We start from the raw sequence: 16,006 nt of genomic DNA on the forward strand, positions 1-16,006 counted from the left end.
TTCGACGGATGACGGAAATCCTCCCACCAGTGTGGGGCTGCAGTGGTTATTTACCTAGTCACTTTTCCATCACGGTCGTGCCGTAAAAGGGGCCGTCCGCGGTTGTGCGCCGCAGGCTTGCCGAGCCGGTAGAATTGTCGAGGAGGGCTGTGGCCTTTTCCCCAGCGTGCCCGCTGTGCGCCCCACGGCCCGCGGGTGCGGAACCAAGTCCTGTCGAACGTCGAAACGAGTCGAATAACGCATGTCCGAAAACACTGCCTCGCGCACCGATCTGCGCAATGTCGCGATCGTCGCCCACGTTGACCATGGCAAGACCACTCTGGTGGACGCCATGCTCCGCCAGACGAACTCCTTCGCCGCACACGGCGAGGTCGAGGACCGCGTGATGGACTCCGGCGACCTCGAACGGGAAAAGGGCATCACCATTCTGGCCAAGAACACGACCGTGGCCTACAACGGCCCGTCGTCCAACGGCGAGACCATCACCATCAACGTCATCGACACCCCGGGTCACGCCGACTTCGGCGGCGAGGTGGAGCGCGGCCTGTCCATGGTGGACGGCGTCGTGCTGCTCGTGGACGCTTCCGAGGGCCCGCTCCCGCAGACCCGCTTCGTGCTGCGCAAGGCCCTCGCCGCGCACAAGCCCGTGGTGCTCCTGGTCAACAAGACCGATCGCCCGGACGCTCGCATCGAAGAGGTCGTGCACGAGTCCATGGACCTGCTGCTCGGTCTCGCCTCCGACCTGGCCGACGAGGTTCCGGACCTGGACCTGGACAAGGTCCTCGAGGTCCCCGTGGTCTACGCGGCCGCCAAGGTCGGCCGCGCCTCCACCGAGCAGCCGGCCGACGGCACCGCTCCGGACAACGAGGACCTGGAGCCGCTCTTCAAGACCATCATCGAGCACATCCCGGCTCCCACGTACAACCCGGAGGGCGTCCTCCAGGCCCACGTGACCAACCTGGACGCCTCCCCGTTCCTGGGCCGTCTGGCACTGCTCCGTATCTACAACGGCACCCTGCGCAAGGGCCAGCAGGTCGCCTGGGCCCGCCAGGACGGCACTCTGAAGACCGTCAAGATCACCGAACTCCTGGCCACCAAGGCCCTGGAGCGCGTGCCGGCCGAGTCCGCCGGCCCCGGTGAGATCGTCGCCGTCGCCGGTATCGAGGACATCACCATCGGTGAGACCCTGACCGACGTGGAGAACCCGCAGCCGCTGCCGCTCATCCAGGTGGACGACCCGGCCATCTCCATGACCATCGGTATCAACACCTCCCCGCTGGCCGGCAAGGTCAAGGGCGCCAAGGTCACGGCCCGTCAGGTCAAGGACCGGCTGGACAAGGAGCTCATCGGCAACGTCTCGCTCCGCGTTCTCCCGACCGAGCGTCCCGACGCCTGGGAGGTTCAGGGCCGTGGAGAGCTCGCCCTGGCCATCCTCGTGGAGCAGATGCGCCGTGAAGGCTTCGAGCTCACCGTGGGCAAGCCGCAGGTGGTCACCAAGACCATCGACGGCAAGGTCAATGAGCCCATGGAGCACATGACCATCGACGTGCCGGAGGAGTTCCTCGGTGCGGTCACGCAGCTCCTGGCCGCCCGCAAGGGCCGGATGACCAACATGGCCAACCACGGCACCGGCTGGGTCCGCATGGAGTTCATCGTCCCCGCCCGTGGCCTGATCGGCTTCCGCACCAAGTTCCTCACGGACACCCGCGGCGCCGGCATCGCCTCCTCCATCTCCGAGGGCTACGAGCCGTGGGCCGGCCCCATCGAGTACCGCCTCAACGGTTCCATGGTTGCGGACCGCGCCGGTGTGGCGACCCCGTTCGCCATGATCAACCTTCAGGAGCGCGGCAGCTTCTTCATCCAGCCGACCTCCGAGGTCTACGAGGGCATGATCGTGGGTGAGAACTCCCGTGCTGACGACATGGACGTCAACATCACCAAGGAGAAGAAGCTCACCAACATGCGCTCCGCCAGCGCGGACAACTTCGAGGGCCTGACCCCGCCGCGGACCCTGACCCTGGAAGAGTCCCTGGAGTTCGCCCGCGAGGACGAGTGCGTCGAGGTGACCCCGGAGGCCATCCGCATCCGCAAGGTCATCCTGGACAACAACGAGCGCCTGAAGGCCAACCGGGCCCGCGCCCGCGCCTGACGCCGGTCACAGAACCGCCGTGGCATCCGTGCCGCGGCGGTTCTGCCGTTTAAGAGGGGGTCTTCGGGGCCCTCCGCGGCGGGGGAGGGGGCACCGGCTTGGCGGCCGTCACGCGGTCCAGCGGCACGCGGATCTCACCACGGCGTCCCAGAACGACGACGGCGCCCTCCTCCCGCGCGCTGAGCTCGCCGAGAGCGTCGCTGAGCGAGCCGTCGTCGAGCCTGAAACGCGCCACCACGCGGGTGCCCAAAGGAGCGCTGAGCAGGAGCGGGACGCCCCGCAACGAGGATGATGACACGCCACCATGGTAGGCGGGCGTCATGCGCTTCGGTGAAGTGGTGCCAGGGGTAATACAGTGGGAGCAGCGGATGAACGCCCGAGGGACACGGGCACCGTAGCTGAAGGGAAACGGAACGTGACGTACGTAATCGCACAGCCTTGCGTTGATGTGAAGGACAAGGCCTGCATCGAGGAATGCCCGGTCGACTGTATCTACGAAGGCGAGCGTTCCCTCTACATCCACCCCGATGAGTGCGTGGACTGCGGCGCCTGTGAGCCGGTATGCCCCGTCGAGGCCATCTACTACGAGGATGACGTCCCCGACGAGTGGAGCGAGTACTACAAGGCCAACGTCGAGTTCTTCGTGGAGCTCGGTTCCCCGGGCGGCGCCGCCAAGGTCGGGAACACCGGCACGGACCACCCGTTCGTGGCCGCCCTGCCGCCGCAGAACCAGGACTGAGCCTCCGCGACATGGCTTTTCCTTCGGACGATTTCGGCCTGAGCCTGCCCGAATACCCCTGGGAGTCCCTGGCGCCGTACCGCGCCCAGGCGGCACAGCACCCGGACGGGGTGGTGGACCTGTCCATCGGCACCCCCGTGGACCCCACGCCCGCCTTCATCCAGGAAGGGCTGGCCGCGGCAGCTGACGCCCATGGTTACCCGACCGTTCACGGGACGCCCGCGCTGCGGGAGGCCGTCGTGGACTGGTTCGCCCGCCGTCGCGCCGTCCCGGGACTGAACCCGGACGCCGTTCTGCCCACGGTGGGCTCCAAGGAGATGGTGGCCTGGCTGCCGTTCTTCCTCGGCCTGAAGCCGGGCGACGTCGTGGTCCGTCCCAGCGTCGCCTACCCCACCTATGACATCGGCGCGCAGCTGGTGGGTGCCACCCCGGTGGCCGTGGACGATCTGGACGAGCTGGACCCGGCGACCCGCGCCAAGGTCCGGCTGGTGTGGCTCAATTCGCCCGGCAATCCCACGGGTGAGGTGCGCTCCGCGGAGAGCCTGAAGAAGGTGGTGGACCAGGCCCGGGCCCAGGGCGCCGTGGTCGCCTCCGACGAGTGCTACGCCGAGCTCGGCTGGGACGCCTGGGACGCGCAGCGCGGCGGCGAGGCCGTGCCCAGTGTGCTTGATCCGCGCGTCAGCGGCGGTGACGTGGCCGGGCTGCTGGCCGTGTATTCGCTGAGCAAGCAGTCCAATCTGGCCGGCTACCGCGCGTCGTTCGCCGCGGGCGACCCGGTCCTGATCGCCAACCAGGTCAACAGCCGCAAGCATGCCGGAATGATCGTCCCGGCTCCCATCCAGTCCGCTCTCCGCCTGGCGCTGGGGGAGGACGGGCACGTCCAGGCGCAGAAGGACCTGTACCGCTCGCGCCGTGAGCGCCTGCTCCCGGCCCTGCGTGCATTCGGGCTGGACATCCGCCACTCCGAGGCGGGCCTGTATCTCTGGTGCACCGCGGGCGAGGACACCTGGGTCACCGTGGGACGTCTGGCCGAGCGCGGCATCGTCTGTGGTCCCGGCACCTTCTACGGCACCCGCGGCGAAGGGTTCGTGCGGATCGCCCTCACGGCGTCGGACGAAAGGGTCGACGCCGCGGTGCGGCGCCTTTCTGCTTGAACCGGAGGTCTATTACAGGCCTCCGGGATGAATCGCAACGCGACCTTTGAGAAAGCCGCCGATTAGGGCGGCGCTTGCCGATGGTTGTAGTTTGTTACTGAGCATCAGGCGACTTCCTACGGGAAATCCGCCCGGACTTTGTTGGGAGCGGCCAACCCGTCTCCCCCGAAGTCGCCGCCTTTGAGTTCTACCGGGGTGACGCCCCACGAAGGAGACTCCATGACCGAGCACAAGAGCGCTACGCTCCGCCACGACAACGGCGAGCTGGAGCTTCCCCGCATCCCCGCGGTGGAGGGGAACGACGGCTACGACGTCTCCAAGCTCCTGAAGGCCACCGGCGCCGTCACCTACGACCCGGGCTTCATGAACACGGCCGCCACCGCCTCCGCGATCACCTACATCGACGGCGACACCGGCATCCTGCGCTACCGGGGTTACCCGATCGAGCAGCTGGCTCAGCACTCGAGCTTCCTGGAGGTCTCCTACCTCCTGATCTACGGCGAACTCCCGACCCCCACGGAGCTGGAGGAGTTCGACCAGAAGATCCGCCGTCACACCATGCTGCACGAAGACCTCAAGGGCTTCTTCGGCGGCTTCCCGCGTGACGCGCACCCCATGCCGGTCCTCTCCTCCGCCGTCTCCGCGCTGTCCACCTTCTATCAGGACTCCCTGGACCCCTTCAACCAGGAGCAGGTGGAGCTGTCCACCATCCGCCTTCTGGCCAAGGTCCCGGTCATCGCGGCCTACGCCCACAAGAAGTCCATCGGCCAGCCCATGCTGTACCCGGACAACTCCATGAACCTGGTGGAGAACTTCCTGCGCCTGTCCTTCGGTCTGCCCGTGGAGCAGTACGAGATGGACCCGACCATCGTCAAGGCCCTGGATCTGCTCCTCATCCTGCACGCGGACCACGAGCAGAACTGTTCCACCTCCACGGTGCGCCTGGTCGGTTCCGCCAACGCGAACCTCTTCGCCTCCGTCTCCGCTGGCATCAACGCCCTCTTCGGCCCTGCCCACGGCGGCGCCAACGAGGCCGTACTGAAGATGCTCCGCCAGATCCAGGCCGACGGCATCAAGCCGGAGGACTACATGGAGAAGGTCAAGAACAAGGAGGACGGCGTCCGCCTCATGGGCTTCGGTCACCGGGTCTACAAGAACTACGACCCGCGTGCCAAGATCATCAAGGCCACCGCCCACGAGGTCCTGGGCAAGCTCGGCGGCACCGACGAGCTCCTGGACATCGCCATGCGCCTGGAGGAGAAGGCCCTGGCGGACGACTACTTCATCCAGCGCAAGCTGTACCCGAACGTGGACTTCTACACGGGCCTGATCTACAAGGCCATGGGCTTCCCGGAGAAGATGTTCACCGTCCTCTTCGCCATCGGCCGCCTCCCCGGCTGGATCGCCCAGTGGCGTGAGATGATCACGGACCCGGCCACCAAGATCGGCCGCCCGCGTCAGCTCTACACCGGGTACCCGGAGCGCAACTACCCGGCGATCTGATCGCGGGTCTCCTGTACGACGACGGGCCCTCACCTTCCAGCTGGAAGGTGAGGGCCCGTCGTCGTACAGGCAGGAACGCGGGGTCGGCGACATCTGACCCCGCGTTGCTCAGTCGGCGTAGCCGTTCGGGTTGTTCTTCTGCCAGCGCCAGTGATCCTCACACATCTGGTCCAGTGTCTTGGTGGTGGACCAGCCGAGATCGGCCAGGGCGGCCGAGGCGTCGGCGTAGCTTTCGGCGATGTCGCCCGGGCGGCGCGGGGCGAATTCGTACGGCAGCTCGCGGCCCACGGCACGGGAGAACGCGTTCAGGACCTGCAGGACGCTCGAGCCGGTGCCTGCGCCCAGGTTCCAGCGGTGCACGCCGCCGTGCGCGGTCAGGTAGTTCAGCGCCGCGACGTGCCCGGCTGCCAGGTCGACGACGTGGATGTAGTCGCGGATGCCGGTGCCATCCACGGTGGGGTAGTCATTGCCGAAGATCATGAGCTTCTCGCGGCGGCCCACGGCCACCTGGGCGATGAACGGCATCAGGTTGTTCGGGATGCCGGAGGGATCCTCGCCGATCCGGCCGGACTCGTGGGCGCCCACCGGGTTGAAGTAGCGCAGGAGCGCGATGGACCAGCGCTCGTCCGAGGCACCCAGGTCTGTGAGGATGTCCTCGATCTGTTCCTTGGTGCGGCCGTACGGATTGTTGGCGCCCATCTCCATCTTCTCGACGAACGGCGCGTGGTGGTTGTCCCCATAGACCGTGGCGGAGGAGCTGAACACGATGCTCCGCACGCCATGGGCATCCATGGCGCGGAGCAGATTGATGGTCCCGGCGACGTTGCGGTAGTAGTACTCGAGCGGGATCTCCGCGGACTCGCCCACGGCCTTCAGCCCGGCGAAATGGATCACGGAGTCGAAGCTGTGGCTGCTGAACAGGCGGTCCAGGCCCTCGGGGTCGGTGAGGTCCACACGGTGGAACGGCACGGTCCTGCCCGTCAGTTCCGCCACGCGGCGCAGGGACTCCTCGCTGGCATTGGACAGGTTGTCCATCACCACCACGTCATGCCCGGCCTCCAGGAGTGCCAGAACGGTGTGCGAGCCGATGTAGCCGGCACCGCCGGTAACCAAGATCGTCATGCGTCCAACGGTATCGCAGTGGATTATTTCAGCTCGACCGTGCTACAAAGATCGGGTGCCGAAAGTCGTGAATGCAGCAGCCCGCCGAGCCGATGTCGCCGATGCGGTGTTCCGCATCATCGTCACGGATGGCCTGGCCCGGGTGTCACTCCGCGAGGTGGCGGCGGAGGCGGGTCTGGTGGTCGGGTCGGTCCGGCACTATTTTTCCGACAGCGCAGAACTCCTGCGGCATGCCTTCGCGACGGCGAATGAGCGCTTGGAGGACCGGCTGCAGGAACGTCTGCCCGCCCTCGACGCCGCCTCCGACGCCGGGGACACGGAGGAGCTTCTGGAGTCCTCCGTGTTGCTCCTGTCCCAGTTCCTTCCCCTGGACGGCGACGCCGCGGCGGAGTGCAGCGCGCGGATCGAGTTCCGCCTGGCCTCCCGCGGCAATCCCGATCTCCAGACCGAAGCCGAGCGCGGCTACCGGGCGACGGCCGCCGTCGTCGGGCACCTGATCCAGCTGCTTCGCCCCGAAGGCGAACTGGACGATCTGGTGGTGGAGGCGGAGCGGCTTCTCTCCTTGCTGGACGGTCTCTCGCTGCACGCCCTGGTGCACAGCCGGTGGCTCGACGCCGCCACATGCCGTGCGGTGCTGGTGAACCACCTCCGTGATCTCCTCCCGGCGACTCATTAACACCGTGCCGGGCGGGATCTAAACTGGACGTATATGGGCGACTGCCGAGAGAACGGCGTGCCCAGGAGGTCCGTATGAGTACAGCTGAATCGTCCGGAGAAGGGCCCCGGGAACCGCAACGGCCCGGACCGTGGACCTTGAGCGTGGGGACGTCTTTTCCCATGCTCGTGGCGCTGTATCTAAGAGACTCCGCGGAGATGCTCGGTGCCGGGTTGCCCACGCTGGCTCCCGTTGAGCCGCGCGTTCACGGCAGCGATCACCACCAGCTGATCTCCGAGGTGGGCGGCCATGATGCCCTGCGGATCGAATGGGAAGCCTGGTGGGAGCATCTGCTCAAGACCCACGCCGAGCACTCCCAGGCCCCCTCGCTGCCGGAGACTGCCGAGTTCGTCGGATCGCCGGCCCTCTACCGGGTGGCGAGCGCCCACCGCGGCGCGGCGTTCAGCTGGGCCGAGGACAGAGTCAGAGAGCACACCCAGCAGCAGGCCCGGAACTCCGGAGCGGTGGAGACGGTGGTGGAGAGCATCATCCGCGACCGCGAGGCGACCCTGCGCCGCCGGGCGAGGTCCTTCACGCTGAGCATGGTGATCCTGCCGCTCGCCGAGCCGCGGGCCTGGTTCAGGGAGCCGGATCTGGTCCTGGTGAGCCATCAGCTGGTGAGCCATCCGGCGGCTCTGCGCAACTACCTGGAGCCCATCCTCGAACTGCTGATCTGACCGCCCTGTCTACGCTCCGGGCCCGGAGGCCAGCGTGATGACGATCTCCCGCGCCGGCGCCTGGGTGGTGCGCCAGCCGTCACGGTTCTCCCGCAGCCACGTCTGGGAGCTGTAGTCCACCCGGTCGATTCCGAAGCCCTTGGCGTTCGCCACGGCCCACTGGGCCACGGCCCAGCCGAGGGAGTCCGTGGCCTTCACGTGGACCTCCCGCCCGGAGATCTCCGGAGCGAGCGAGGGGAAGGCTGTGGTCAGTTCCTTGCGGACGGCTGCGGGATCGCCCGCGCCCGTCGCGGGGGCCAGGCTGCAGCTGAAGGACGCCGGGGACTGTCCGGTCAGGCTCGAGGCGAACGCCCGCCCTTCGCTCTCCTGATCGGCGTAGGCCTCCGGGAACGCCGAACGCTGGACCTTCTGCGCGGCCACCGTGAGCGGCAGCGACTGGTATTCGGGGACCTTCACCAGGGCGGCGTAGAACGTCGAGGCTGAGTAGTACGGGTCCATGATCTCCGCTTCCGTCCCCCAGCCCTGGGACGGGCGCTGCTGGAAGAGCCCGCGGGAATCCGGGCCGGCCGAGTCGCCGTAGTTCAGGTTCCGCAGCTGGGTCTCCTGCATTGCGGTGGCGATGGCGATGGACGTCGCCCGCGGGGGCAGACCCTTGGTGACTCCGACGGCTGCGATCAGGGACGCATACTTCGCCTGCTCGGGGGTGAGGTGGAACTGCTGCCCCGAGACATCGGCGGTGCAGAGATCCGGGCCGTCGGCGCGGACTGAGCGGGTCAGCTGAACGGCGACCCAGACGCCGCCCACGGCCAGCGCGGCGAGGAGGGTCAGGGTGATCCAGCGCCGGATGTGGCGACGTCGTGACACGTGGAGGCTTCCGGTGGGGGACAGGGACGCGAAAGGGCGGGGAGAATCCCCGCCCTTCCATGGTACTGGGGAGCGCAGCGTCCCCCGTGCGTCAGTTGGCGTGCAGGGCCGCGTTCAGCTCCACGGTCTGGCCCTTGCGCGGGAGGACCTCCACCTCGCCGGTGCTGGAGTTACGGCGGAACAGCAGGTTCGGCACTCCGGAGAGCTCCACGGCCTTGACGATCTGCTGGACCTCTTCGCCGTCGGCGTCCTTGGGGCCGTGCAGGCGCACGCGGGTTCCCGCGGTCACATACAGGCCGGCCTCGACGACGGAGTCGTCACCGATGCTGATGCCCACGCCCGAGTTGGCGCCCAGGAGGACGCGCTCACCGAGTTCGACGCGCTCCTTGCCGCCGCCGGACAGCGTGCCCATGATGGAGGCGCCGCCGCCGACGTCGGTGCCGTTGCCCGCCACCACACCGGCCGAGATGCGGCCCTCCACCATGGAGACGCCCAGGGTGCCTGCGTTGAAGTTCACGAAGCCCTCGTGCATGACGGTGGTGCCCTCGGCCAGGTGGGCGCCCAGGCGGACACGGTCGGCGTCCGCGATGCGCACGCCGGCGGGGACCACGTAATCCACCATGCGGGGGAACTTGTCCACGCCGTACACGGTGACATTGCCGCGCTTGCGCAGCTTGGCGCGGACCGTCTCGAAGCCTTCCGGCAGGGCCGGGCCGAAGTTGGTCCAGACGACGTTGGCGAGCTTGCCGAACAGACCGTCGAGGCTGATGCTGTTGGGCTCCACCAGGCGGTGGGAGAGCAGGTGCAGGCGCAGGTAGGCGTCGGCGGTGTCGGCGATAGGGGCGTCCAGGTCGATCTGGGCGAACACCACCTGCTGCTGGACACCACGGTCGGCGTCGTCGCCGGCGGCCGCGGCGTCGATGAGCTCCTGGGGGGCGTTCTCCACGGCTCGGAGGGACTCGGCGGCTTCACCGAGTGCGGGGGCCGGGAACCAGACGTCCAGGACGGTGGCCTCCTCGCCGCGGACGGCGATGGTGGCGATGCCGAAACCGTGGGCGGTCCGGGGCAGGGCGGAAGCGTTCTCAGGGGCTGCGGAAGTCATGCCTGCAGTTTAAACGCCGCGCAGGGACGCCTCAAAAGTAACGGCCGCCACGTTCGGTAAAGTGAGGAAATGACCGCTCTCGACCTGCACCAGGACGTCTCGCTGCTCACCGCGGCCCTCATCGACATCAACAGCGTCTCCGACGCTGAAACCCCCATCGCCGATGCCGTGGAGGCCGCACTGCGGGAGCTCGACGGCTTCGAGATCACGCGCGACGGCGACTCGATCGTCGCGCGCACGACGGCGGGCCACGGCGAGCGGGTCATCCTCGCCGGGCACCTGGACACGGTTCCCCTGCCCACCACCGAGGGCTCCCGCGGCACCGTCCCCAGCAGCTGGGACGGCGCGCCCGGCGAAGGCGTCCTCCACGGCCGCGGCGCCGTCGATATGAAGGGCGGCGTCGCCGTGCAGCTGGCGCTGGCTGCGGCCATCGGCCGCGGTGAGCTGACCCCAGCGAGGGACGTCACCTTCGTCTTCTACGACCACGAAGAGGTCGAGGCCACCAAGAGCGGGCTCGGCCGCCTGGTGCGCAACCATCCCGCCCTGCTGGAGGGCGAATTCGCCATCCTGCTCGAGCCGACCAACGGCGTGGTGGAGGGTGGCTGCAATGGGACCAGCCGGTTCGAGGTGACCACACACGGCGTGGCCGCCCATTCGGCCCGCGCGTGGATGGGGGAGAACGCCATTCACGCCGTGGCGCCCGTCCTGGCCCGGCTGGCCGCCTACCAGCCGAAGACCGTCTCCGTGGACGGCCTGGACTACCGCGAGAGCCTCAACGCCGTCCTGATCAACGGCGGGACCGCGGGCAATGTCATCCCGGACCGCTGCGTGGTGGAGATCAACTACCGCTTCGCCCCGGACAAGACGCCGGACGACGCCGAACGCCACGTCAGGGAGCTCATGGACGGCTTCGAGGTGGTCCGCACGGATGCGGCCTCCGGCGCCCGGCCGGGGCTGACCCACCCGGCCGCCGCGAGCTTCGTGGCCGCCGTGGGCGGCGAGCCGAAGCCCAAGTACGGCTGGACCGACGTCGCGCGCTTCTCCGAACTGGGGGTCCCGGCCGTGAACTTCGGCCCGGGCGACGCGCTTCTGGCCCACAAGGACGACGAGCGGGTCGACGCCGACGCGGTGCGGGCCTGCCTGGCCGCGCTCACGGCGTGGCTCTCGCCGATCGCCTGAGCAGGACGCGAAGGAGGCCGTGACCCGGTGGGTCACGGCCTCCTTGCGTAGGCGGGTGATCAGGCGCCGGCCTCGCCTTCGAGGGCCGAACCCGGCGCCGGATTGGCCTCGATGACCTTGCCCTTGCCGCCCTTCCGCAGCCGGATCTCGACGAGCTTGGCGATGCCGGAGAGGATCAGGCACATGCCCACGTACAGCGCCGCGGCCACCATGGCGGCCGGGATGATCGGCGAACCGTACTGACCCTGGGAACCGAAGTACTTGGCCTGGAACAGGATTTCGTTGTAGGTCACGATGAAGCCCAGCGCGGTGTCCTTCAGAATGACCACCATCTGGGCCAGGACCAAGGGGAGCATGGCACGGAACGCCTGGGGAAACAGGATCAGATTCATGACTTGGCTCTTGCGCAGACCGATCGCCATGCCGGCTTCCTTCTGCCCCTTCGGCAGCGACTCGATGCCGGCACGGAACGCCTCCGCGAGGACCGAGCCGTTGTAAAGAACCAGACCGCCGACCACCGCCGCATAGGGCGGGAGAGCGATGCCGAAGGTGGGCAGGCCGTAGTAGATCATCATCATGAGGATCAGCAGCGGGACCGCACGGAACAGTTCCACGATCCAGAAGCACGGCACCGACACCCAGCGGCGATCGGACAGCTTGCCCACGGCCAGGATCGCGCCGAACAGGACGCTGAACACCGCCGCGACGGCGAAGGCGGACAGTGTGGCGCCGGTGGCCTCGACGATGGTCCCCTGGACCAGGGGGAAGGTGAAGATCTTCCACTTGGCGGCGGTGAACTGACCGGTGTCCGCGAAGCGGATGATGATGAACGCCACGATCGCCAGCACCACCACAAGGGTGATGATCCCGCCCAGCAGGTTGCGGGCCTTCGCCTTGGGCCCGGGCGCGTCGAACAGGACCGAGGTCATCGTGCCACCTTCCACTTCGTCTCAAAGTACCGCTGCAGGAGTGACAGCAGGGCCACCAGGAGGATGAAGCCCAGCGCCACCCACAGCAGGCCCGTCATGGCCGGCTCGCCGCGCTCGGAGAGATTGGCCCGGATGGCGCCGGCTTCCATCACGGAGAAGCCCGCGGCTACCGTGGTGTTCTTGAGCAACGCGATCAGGACGCTGAACAGGGGAGGGATGACGGCCCGGAGCGCCTGGGGGAGCACCACCAGGCTCAGCGTCTGCCCGAAGTCAAGACCGATGGCCCGCGCTGCCTCCGCCTGCCCCACCGGGACGGTGTTGATACCGGACCGGATGGTCTCCGCGATGTACGTGGCCGTGTAGAGGCTGAGCCCCACGATGGCCGCCACCATGAAGGAGATCTGCGGCAGACCGAGCTTCGGGTAGCCCAGGGCGAAGAAGAACAGGATGAGGGTCAGCGGGGTGTTGCGCACCAGGTTGACGTAGACGGTCCCCACGGCTCGCGCGGCAGGGATGGGGGAGACGCGCATGGCGCCGACGATCATGCCGATGATCACGGCGAAGATCGCCGAGAAGAAGAACAGGATGATCGTGTTCTTGAAGCCTTCGGTGAAGAGATCGAGATTATCGAGCAGGGTACTCACGATGTCAGACCGCTTTCGCTCGCAGTGTCATAGGCGGTGGCGCGGGAGGGGCTCCCGCGCCACCGTGATGTGGTTACTGGTAGTCGTCGACGGCGGGCTGGATCACCTTGGTGCCGCTGGAGCCGAGGGTGCCGTCGTAGATCTTCTCCCAGGTGCTCTTGCCGTCCGTGAACATCTTGTTGATGAAGTGGCGCAGGGCGGCGTCACCTTTGGCCAGGCCCACGCCGTACTTCTCCGTGGTGAACGGCTGGCCGACCACCTTCAGATTGTCCGGGTCCTGTGAGGCGTAGCCGAGGAGGATGGCCTGGTCCGTGGTGACCGCGTCCACCGAGCCGCTCTTGAGCGAGTCGACGCACTGGGAGTACGTGTCGAACTCCACCGGGGTGGCGCTCTTGAAGTTCTCCTTGATGTTCTGGATGGGGGTGGAGCCCGTGGCGGAGCAGACCTTCTTGCCGGAGAGGTCCTTCTCACTGGTGATGGTGGTGTTGTCCTTCTTTACCAGGAGGCCCTGGCCCGTGATGAAGTACGGTCCGGCGAAGTCCACCAGCTTCTTGCGCTTGTCCGTGATGGAGTAGGTGCCGACGTAGTAGTCGATGTCACCGTTCTGCAGGGCGGATTCGCGGTTGGCCGAGGGAATCGGCTTGAAGTCGATCTTGCTCTTGTCGTAGCCGAGCGAGGCGGCGATCCACTCCGCGATCTGGATGTCGAAGCCGGTGTACTCGCCCGTGGCCGCGTCCTTGAAGCCGAGTCCGGGCTGGTCCTGCTTGACGCCGATGCGGATCTTGCCATTGGACTTGATCTTGTCGAAGGTGGGGCTGCCGCTGAGCGAGACGTTCGTGGCCACCGTGAACGGGGCGCTCGTGTCGCCGCCGCCCGCGCTGCCGCTCGGGCTGCTGCCGCCACTTCCGCCGCAGGCGGAGAGCGTCAGGGCGAGCGCCGCCGCGGCGGCGCCGTAGACCGCCTTCCGGCGCGTGAAGAATGCCTTCATGGTTGTTTCCCTTTCCGTGTCCGGCCGGGGCCGGGGATGTGGGGCGAACCAGGGGGTCCGCCTCATGGGTTCTGAGTGTCGGTGGTGAACCCGGGACGTCAGTGGGACAGCAGCTTGGACAGGAAGTCCTTGGCGCGCGAGCTCTTGGGATTGGTGAAGAACTCCTCCGGCTCGGCATCCTCGACGATCTGCCCGTCCGCCATGAACACCACACGGTCCGCGGCCTTACGGGCGAAGCCCATCTCGTGGGTGACCACGATCATGGTCATGCCGTCCTTGGCGAGCTGAACCATGACGTCCAGGACCTCGTTGATCATCTCCGGGTCCAGCGCGCTGGTGGGCTCGTCGAAGAGCATCACCTTCGGCTTCATGGCGAGCGCCCTGGCGATGGCCACACGCTGCTGCTGACCTCCGGAGAGCTGGGCCGGAAGTTTGGGAGCCTGCTTCCCCACGCCCACGCGTTCAAGGAGTGCCATGGCGTCCTTCTCCGCCCCGGCCTTGTCCTGCTTGTTGACCTTGATGGGGCCGAGGGTGACGTTGTCCAGGATGGATTTGTGTGCGAACAGATTGAAGGACTGGAACACCATCCCCACATCGGCGCGCAGCTGTGCCAGCTGCCGGCCTTCGGCGGGGAGTTCCTTGCCGTCGATGGTGATGGTGCCTTCGTCGATGGTCTCCAGACGGTTGATGGTGCGGCACAGGGTCGACTTGCCGGAGCCGGATGGTCCGATGACCACCACCACTTCGCCGCGCTTGACCTGGAGGTTGATGTCCTGCAGTACATGCAAGGAGCCGTAGTGCTTGTTTACGCCCGTGAGGGAGACGAGGGTCTCCCCTTCCTCATGTGCGGTCATGTTTATGACCTTAGTCACAAGATTTGCCGAAAGTGAACCGTGCGGAGCAATCTCGTCCCGATTGTGATCCTCCCTGAACTGGGCAAACTTCTGCTTCGCGGGTCTAGGCTCTTCACCATGAGCACGCACTTCACGTCCCCCCGTGACAATGAGCCCCGGCGCCGCGGCTCGGTGGAACTCCGCCGAGGCCAGGCCGGCATCCAGATGGCCGACCAGCGTCTGCTGGACAGCGGGACGCCCAGCGCCTTCGTCCACTCGGACCCCTGGCGCGTGATGAGGATCCAGAGCGAGTTCGTGGAGGGCTTCGGGGCACTCGCGGACCTCGGGCCGGCCATCAGCGTGTTCGGCTCGGCCCGGACCAAACCCGGGACACCCTTCTATGAACTGGGCGTGGAGATCGGGCGCCGGCTCGCGCAGAGCGGCGTCGCAGTCATCACGGGCGGCGGTCCCGGTTCCATGGAGGCGGCCAACAGGGGTGCCGTGGAAGGCGGAGGGGTCTCGGTCGGGCTGGGGATCGAGCTGCCGTTCGAGCAGGGGATGAACGAGTGGGTGGATCTGGGGATCAACTTCCGGTACTTCTTCGCCCGGAAGACCATGTTCGTCAAATACGCCCAGGGTTTCGTGGTGCTGCCGGGCGGTCTCGGCACCCTGGACGAACTCTTCGAGGCCATGGTCCTGGTCCAGACCCACAAGGTGACGTCCTTCCCGATCGTCCTGGTCGGGGTGGAGTTCTGGAGCCCGATGATCGACTGGATCCGGGAGACGCTGGTCAAGGACGGGATGGTGTCCCCTCAGGACCTGAACCTCATCCAGCTGGTGGACGATCCGGAGGACGCGGTATGCCGGGTGCTTCACGGCGTCCGCCTCGCGGACTCGGACCAGCGCCCGGAGTAGCCGCCTCCGTGTGTGGCTCTTGACCGGAGTCTGCCCGCGGCATAACTTTCCACTATGGAAAGTGACTATTCCGCCGCGGACGCTCTGACCGACGTGGACTCCGCCCGTTCCTCGGTGGCGTCGCGAGTGCGAGCGCCGGGCTGGTACTACGGGATCCTGGCGTGCTGGATGGTCTTGAGCGTGGTGAGCACCGCCTGGTTCCCGCCGGCCCTGGCCGCGCTGTCCGGCGGTCTCATCGCGGCGTCCTCGGCGTTCGTCGCCTCGGACAGGAGGAAGCGGTTCAGGGAGCGGTTCCGGCCGTCCGATCTCTGGCCGCTGGCCGGGCTGGTTCCTCTGTTGCTTCTGGGGTATCTGGGAGGGCTTCTGGTGCGCTTCGGGCAGCTGCCGGAGTGGAGCGGATGGGTCCTTGCCGCGCTGCTCGCGGTCCTCGGAGTCCTGGTGATGCGCCTCTATGAGCGCAGCCGCGCGGCCCTGCTGCGTGCGGGCCGCTGAG

General features: G+C 67.3%; 17 protein-coding genes. 9 read left to right on the plus strand and 8 right to left on the minus strand.

Annotation, left to right across the window (positions count from 1 at the left end; translation table 11 throughout):
- Nucleotides 1-241: 241 nt before the first annotated feature.
- Nucleotides 242-2,149: a translational GTPase TypA gene (typA, locus tag Q9R02_RS08140; protein ID WP_305996167.1), complete on the plus strand. Its 1,908-nt coding sequence runs from the start codon at nucleotides 242-244 to the stop codon at nucleotides 2,147-2,149.
- A 49-nt stretch (nucleotides 2,150-2,198) separates the two neighbouring features.
- Here typA and Q9R02_RS08145 read toward each other — a convergent pair whose 3' ends face one another.
- On the minus strand, nucleotides 2,199-2,447 hold the full coding sequence (locus Q9R02_RS08145; protein ID WP_305996168.1) for a putative acetyltransferase: 249 nt from the start codon (nucleotides 2,445-2,447) through the stop codon (nucleotides 2,199-2,201).
- A gap of 117 nt (nucleotides 2,448-2,564) precedes the next feature.
- Between Q9R02_RS08145 and fdxA the strand changes: the two genes are divergently transcribed.
- The 3 genes from fdxA (at nucleotide 2,565) to Q9R02_RS08160 (ending at nucleotide 5,545) form a co-directional block, all read left to right on the plus strand.
- Nucleotides 2,565-2,888 (plus strand): ferredoxin, encoded by a 324-nt coding sequence (gene fdxA / locus Q9R02_RS08150; protein ID WP_305996169.1) that lies wholly within the window; start codon nucleotides 2,565-2,567, stop codon nucleotides 2,886-2,888.
- Nucleotides 2,889-2,899: 11 nt separating this feature from the next.
- Nucleotides 2,900-4,042, plus strand: a complete 1,143-nt coding sequence (gene dapC / locus Q9R02_RS08155; protein ID WP_305996170.1) for a succinyldiaminopimelate transaminase — start codon at nucleotides 2,900-2,902, stop codon at nucleotides 4,040-4,042.
- A gap of 219 nt (nucleotides 4,043-4,261) precedes the next feature.
- On the plus strand, nucleotides 4,262-5,545 hold the full coding sequence (locus Q9R02_RS08160) for a citrate synthase (protein WP_305996171.1): 1,284 nt from the start codon (nucleotides 4,262-4,264) through the stop codon (nucleotides 5,543-5,545).
- A gap of 108 nt (nucleotides 5,546-5,653) precedes the next feature.
- Here Q9R02_RS08160 and galE read toward each other — a convergent pair whose 3' ends face one another.
- Nucleotides 5,654-6,667, minus strand: a complete 1,014-nt coding sequence (gene galE / locus Q9R02_RS08165; RefSeq protein ID WP_305996172.1) for a UDP-glucose 4-epimerase GalE — start codon at nucleotides 6,665-6,667, stop codon at nucleotides 5,654-5,656.
- A 55-nt stretch (nucleotides 6,668-6,722) separates the two neighbouring features.
- Here galE and Q9R02_RS08170 point away from each other — a divergent pair, with 55 nt between their 5' ends.
- Nucleotides 6,723-7,343 (plus strand): TetR/AcrR family transcriptional regulator, encoded by a 621-nt coding sequence (locus Q9R02_RS08170; protein WP_305996173.1) that lies wholly within the window; start codon nucleotides 6,723-6,725, stop codon nucleotides 7,341-7,343.
- A gap of 143 nt (nucleotides 7,344-7,486) precedes the next feature.
- Complete coding sequence (locus Q9R02_RS08175) at nucleotides 7,487-8,059, plus strand: hypothetical protein (RefSeq protein WP_305996174.1); 573 nt, start codon at nucleotides 7,487-7,489, stop codon at nucleotides 8,057-8,059.
- Between the two features lie 9 nt (nucleotides 8,060-8,068).
- Here Q9R02_RS08175 and Q9R02_RS08180 read toward each other — a convergent pair whose 3' ends face one another.
- Together Q9R02_RS08180 and dapD are read right to left on the minus strand one after the other, a co-directional pair.
- On the minus strand, nucleotides 8,069-8,923 hold the full coding sequence (locus Q9R02_RS08180; protein WP_305996175.1) for a hypothetical protein: 855 nt from the start codon (nucleotides 8,921-8,923) through the stop codon (nucleotides 8,069-8,071).
- Nucleotides 8,924-9,014: 91 nt separating this feature from the next.
- A complete protein-coding gene (dapD, locus tag Q9R02_RS08185) occupies nucleotides 9,015-10,025 on the minus strand; it encodes a 2,3,4,5-tetrahydropyridine-2,6-dicarboxylate N-succinyltransferase (RefSeq protein ID WP_305996176.1) in 1,011 nt (336 codons plus the stop codon).
- A gap of 69 nt (nucleotides 10,026-10,094) precedes the next feature.
- Between dapD and dapE the strand changes: the two genes are divergently transcribed.
- Complete coding sequence (dapE, locus tag Q9R02_RS08190) at nucleotides 10,095-11,204, plus strand: succinyl-diaminopimelate desuccinylase (RefSeq protein ID WP_305996177.1); 1,110 nt, start codon at nucleotides 10,095-10,097, stop codon at nucleotides 11,202-11,204.
- A 59-nt stretch (nucleotides 11,205-11,263) separates the two neighbouring features.
- Here the strand turns inward: dapE and Q9R02_RS08195 are convergent, their stop codons facing one another.
- The 4 genes from Q9R02_RS08195 to Q9R02_RS08210 form a co-directional block, all read right to left on the minus strand.
- The gene (locus Q9R02_RS08195) at nucleotides 11,264-12,133 is read right to left on the minus strand and encodes an amino acid ABC transporter permease (protein WP_305996178.1); all 870 of its coding nucleotides are present in this window, start codon (nucleotides 12,131-12,133) and stop codon (nucleotides 11,264-11,266) included.
- On the minus strand, nucleotides 12,130-12,777 hold the full coding sequence (locus Q9R02_RS08200; RefSeq protein WP_305996179.1) for an amino acid ABC transporter permease: 648 nt from the start codon (nucleotides 12,775-12,777) through the stop codon (nucleotides 12,130-12,132). Before Q9R02_RS08200 ends, Q9R02_RS08195 begins: the two co-directional genes overlap by 4 nt.
- Before the next feature lie 73 nt (nucleotides 12,778-12,850).
- On the minus strand, nucleotides 12,851-13,765 hold the full coding sequence (locus Q9R02_RS08205; protein ID WP_305996180.1) for a glutamate ABC transporter substrate-binding protein: 915 nt from the start codon (nucleotides 13,763-13,765) through the stop codon (nucleotides 12,851-12,853).
- Nucleotides 13,766-13,863: 98 nt separating this feature from the next.
- Nucleotides 13,864-14,619, minus strand: coding sequence for an amino acid ABC transporter ATP-binding protein (locus Q9R02_RS08210; protein WP_305996181.1), 756 nt, complete (start codon nucleotides 14,617-14,619; stop codon nucleotides 13,864-13,866).
- A gap of 117 nt (nucleotides 14,620-14,736) precedes the next feature.
- Between Q9R02_RS08210 and Q9R02_RS08215 the strand changes: the two genes are divergently transcribed.
- Both Q9R02_RS08215 and Q9R02_RS08220 read left to right on the plus strand, forming a co-directional pair.
- Nucleotides 14,737-15,513 (plus strand): LOG family protein, encoded by a 777-nt coding sequence (locus Q9R02_RS08215; RefSeq protein ID WP_305996182.1) that lies wholly within the window; start codon nucleotides 14,737-14,739, stop codon nucleotides 15,511-15,513.
- Between the two features lie 54 nt (nucleotides 15,514-15,567).
- Nucleotides 15,568-16,005: a hypothetical protein gene (locus Q9R02_RS08220; protein WP_305996183.1), complete on the plus strand. Its 438-nt coding sequence runs from the start codon at nucleotides 15,568-15,570 to the stop codon at nucleotides 16,003-16,005.
- Nucleotide 16,006: the final 1 nt, after the last annotated feature.

This window comes from Arthrobacter horti (assembly GCF_030731045.1).
Taxonomy (GTDB): Bacteria; Actinomycetota; Actinomycetes; order Actinomycetales; family Micrococcaceae; genus Arthrobacter_E; species Arthrobacter_E nanjingensis.

What these genes read in the sequence shown, in the direction of transcription:
- Q9R02_RS08195 (WP_305996178.1), bottom strand. Translation starts at nt 12,133, where the DNA reads ATGACCTCGGTCCTGTTCGACGCGCCCGGGCCCAAGGCGAAGGCCCGC.
- Q9R02_RS08160 (WP_305996171.1), top strand. Translation starts at nt 4,262, where the DNA reads ATGACCGAGCACAAGAGCGCTACGCTCCGCCACGACAACGGCGAGCTG.
- dapD (WP_305996176.1), bottom strand. Translation starts at nt 10,025, where the DNA reads ATGACTTCCGCAGCCCCTGAGAACGCTTCCGCCCTGCCCCGGACCGCC.
- typA (WP_305996167.1), top strand. Translation starts at nt 242, where the DNA reads ATGTCCGAAAACACTGCCTCGCGCACCGATCTGCGCAATGTCGCGATC.
- dapC (WP_305996170.1), top strand. Translation starts at nt 2,900, where the DNA reads ATGGCTTTTCCTTCGGACGATTTCGGCCTGAGCCTGCCCGAATACCCC.
- Q9R02_RS08205 (WP_305996180.1), bottom strand. Translation starts at nt 13,765, where the DNA reads ATGAAGGCATTCTTCACGCGCCGGAAGGCGGTCTACGGCGCCGCCGCG.
- Q9R02_RS08210 (WP_305996181.1), bottom strand. Translation starts at nt 14,619, where the DNA reads ATGACCGCACATGAGGAAGGGGAGACCCTCGTCTCCCTCACGGGCGTA.
- Q9R02_RS08220 (WP_305996183.1), top strand. Translation starts at nt 15,568, where the DNA reads ATGGAAAGTGACTATTCCGCCGCGGACGCTCTGACCGACGTGGACTCC.
- dapE (WP_305996177.1), top strand. Translation starts at nt 10,095, where the DNA reads ATGACCGCTCTCGACCTGCACCAGGACGTCTCGCTGCTCACCGCGGCC.
- Q9R02_RS08215 (WP_305996182.1), top strand. Translation starts at nt 14,737, where the DNA reads ATGAGCACGCACTTCACGTCCCCCCGTGACAATGAGCCCCGGCGCCGC.
- galE (WP_305996172.1), bottom strand. Translation starts at nt 6,667, where the DNA reads ATGACGATCTTGGTTACCGGCGGTGCCGGCTACATCGGCTCGCACACC.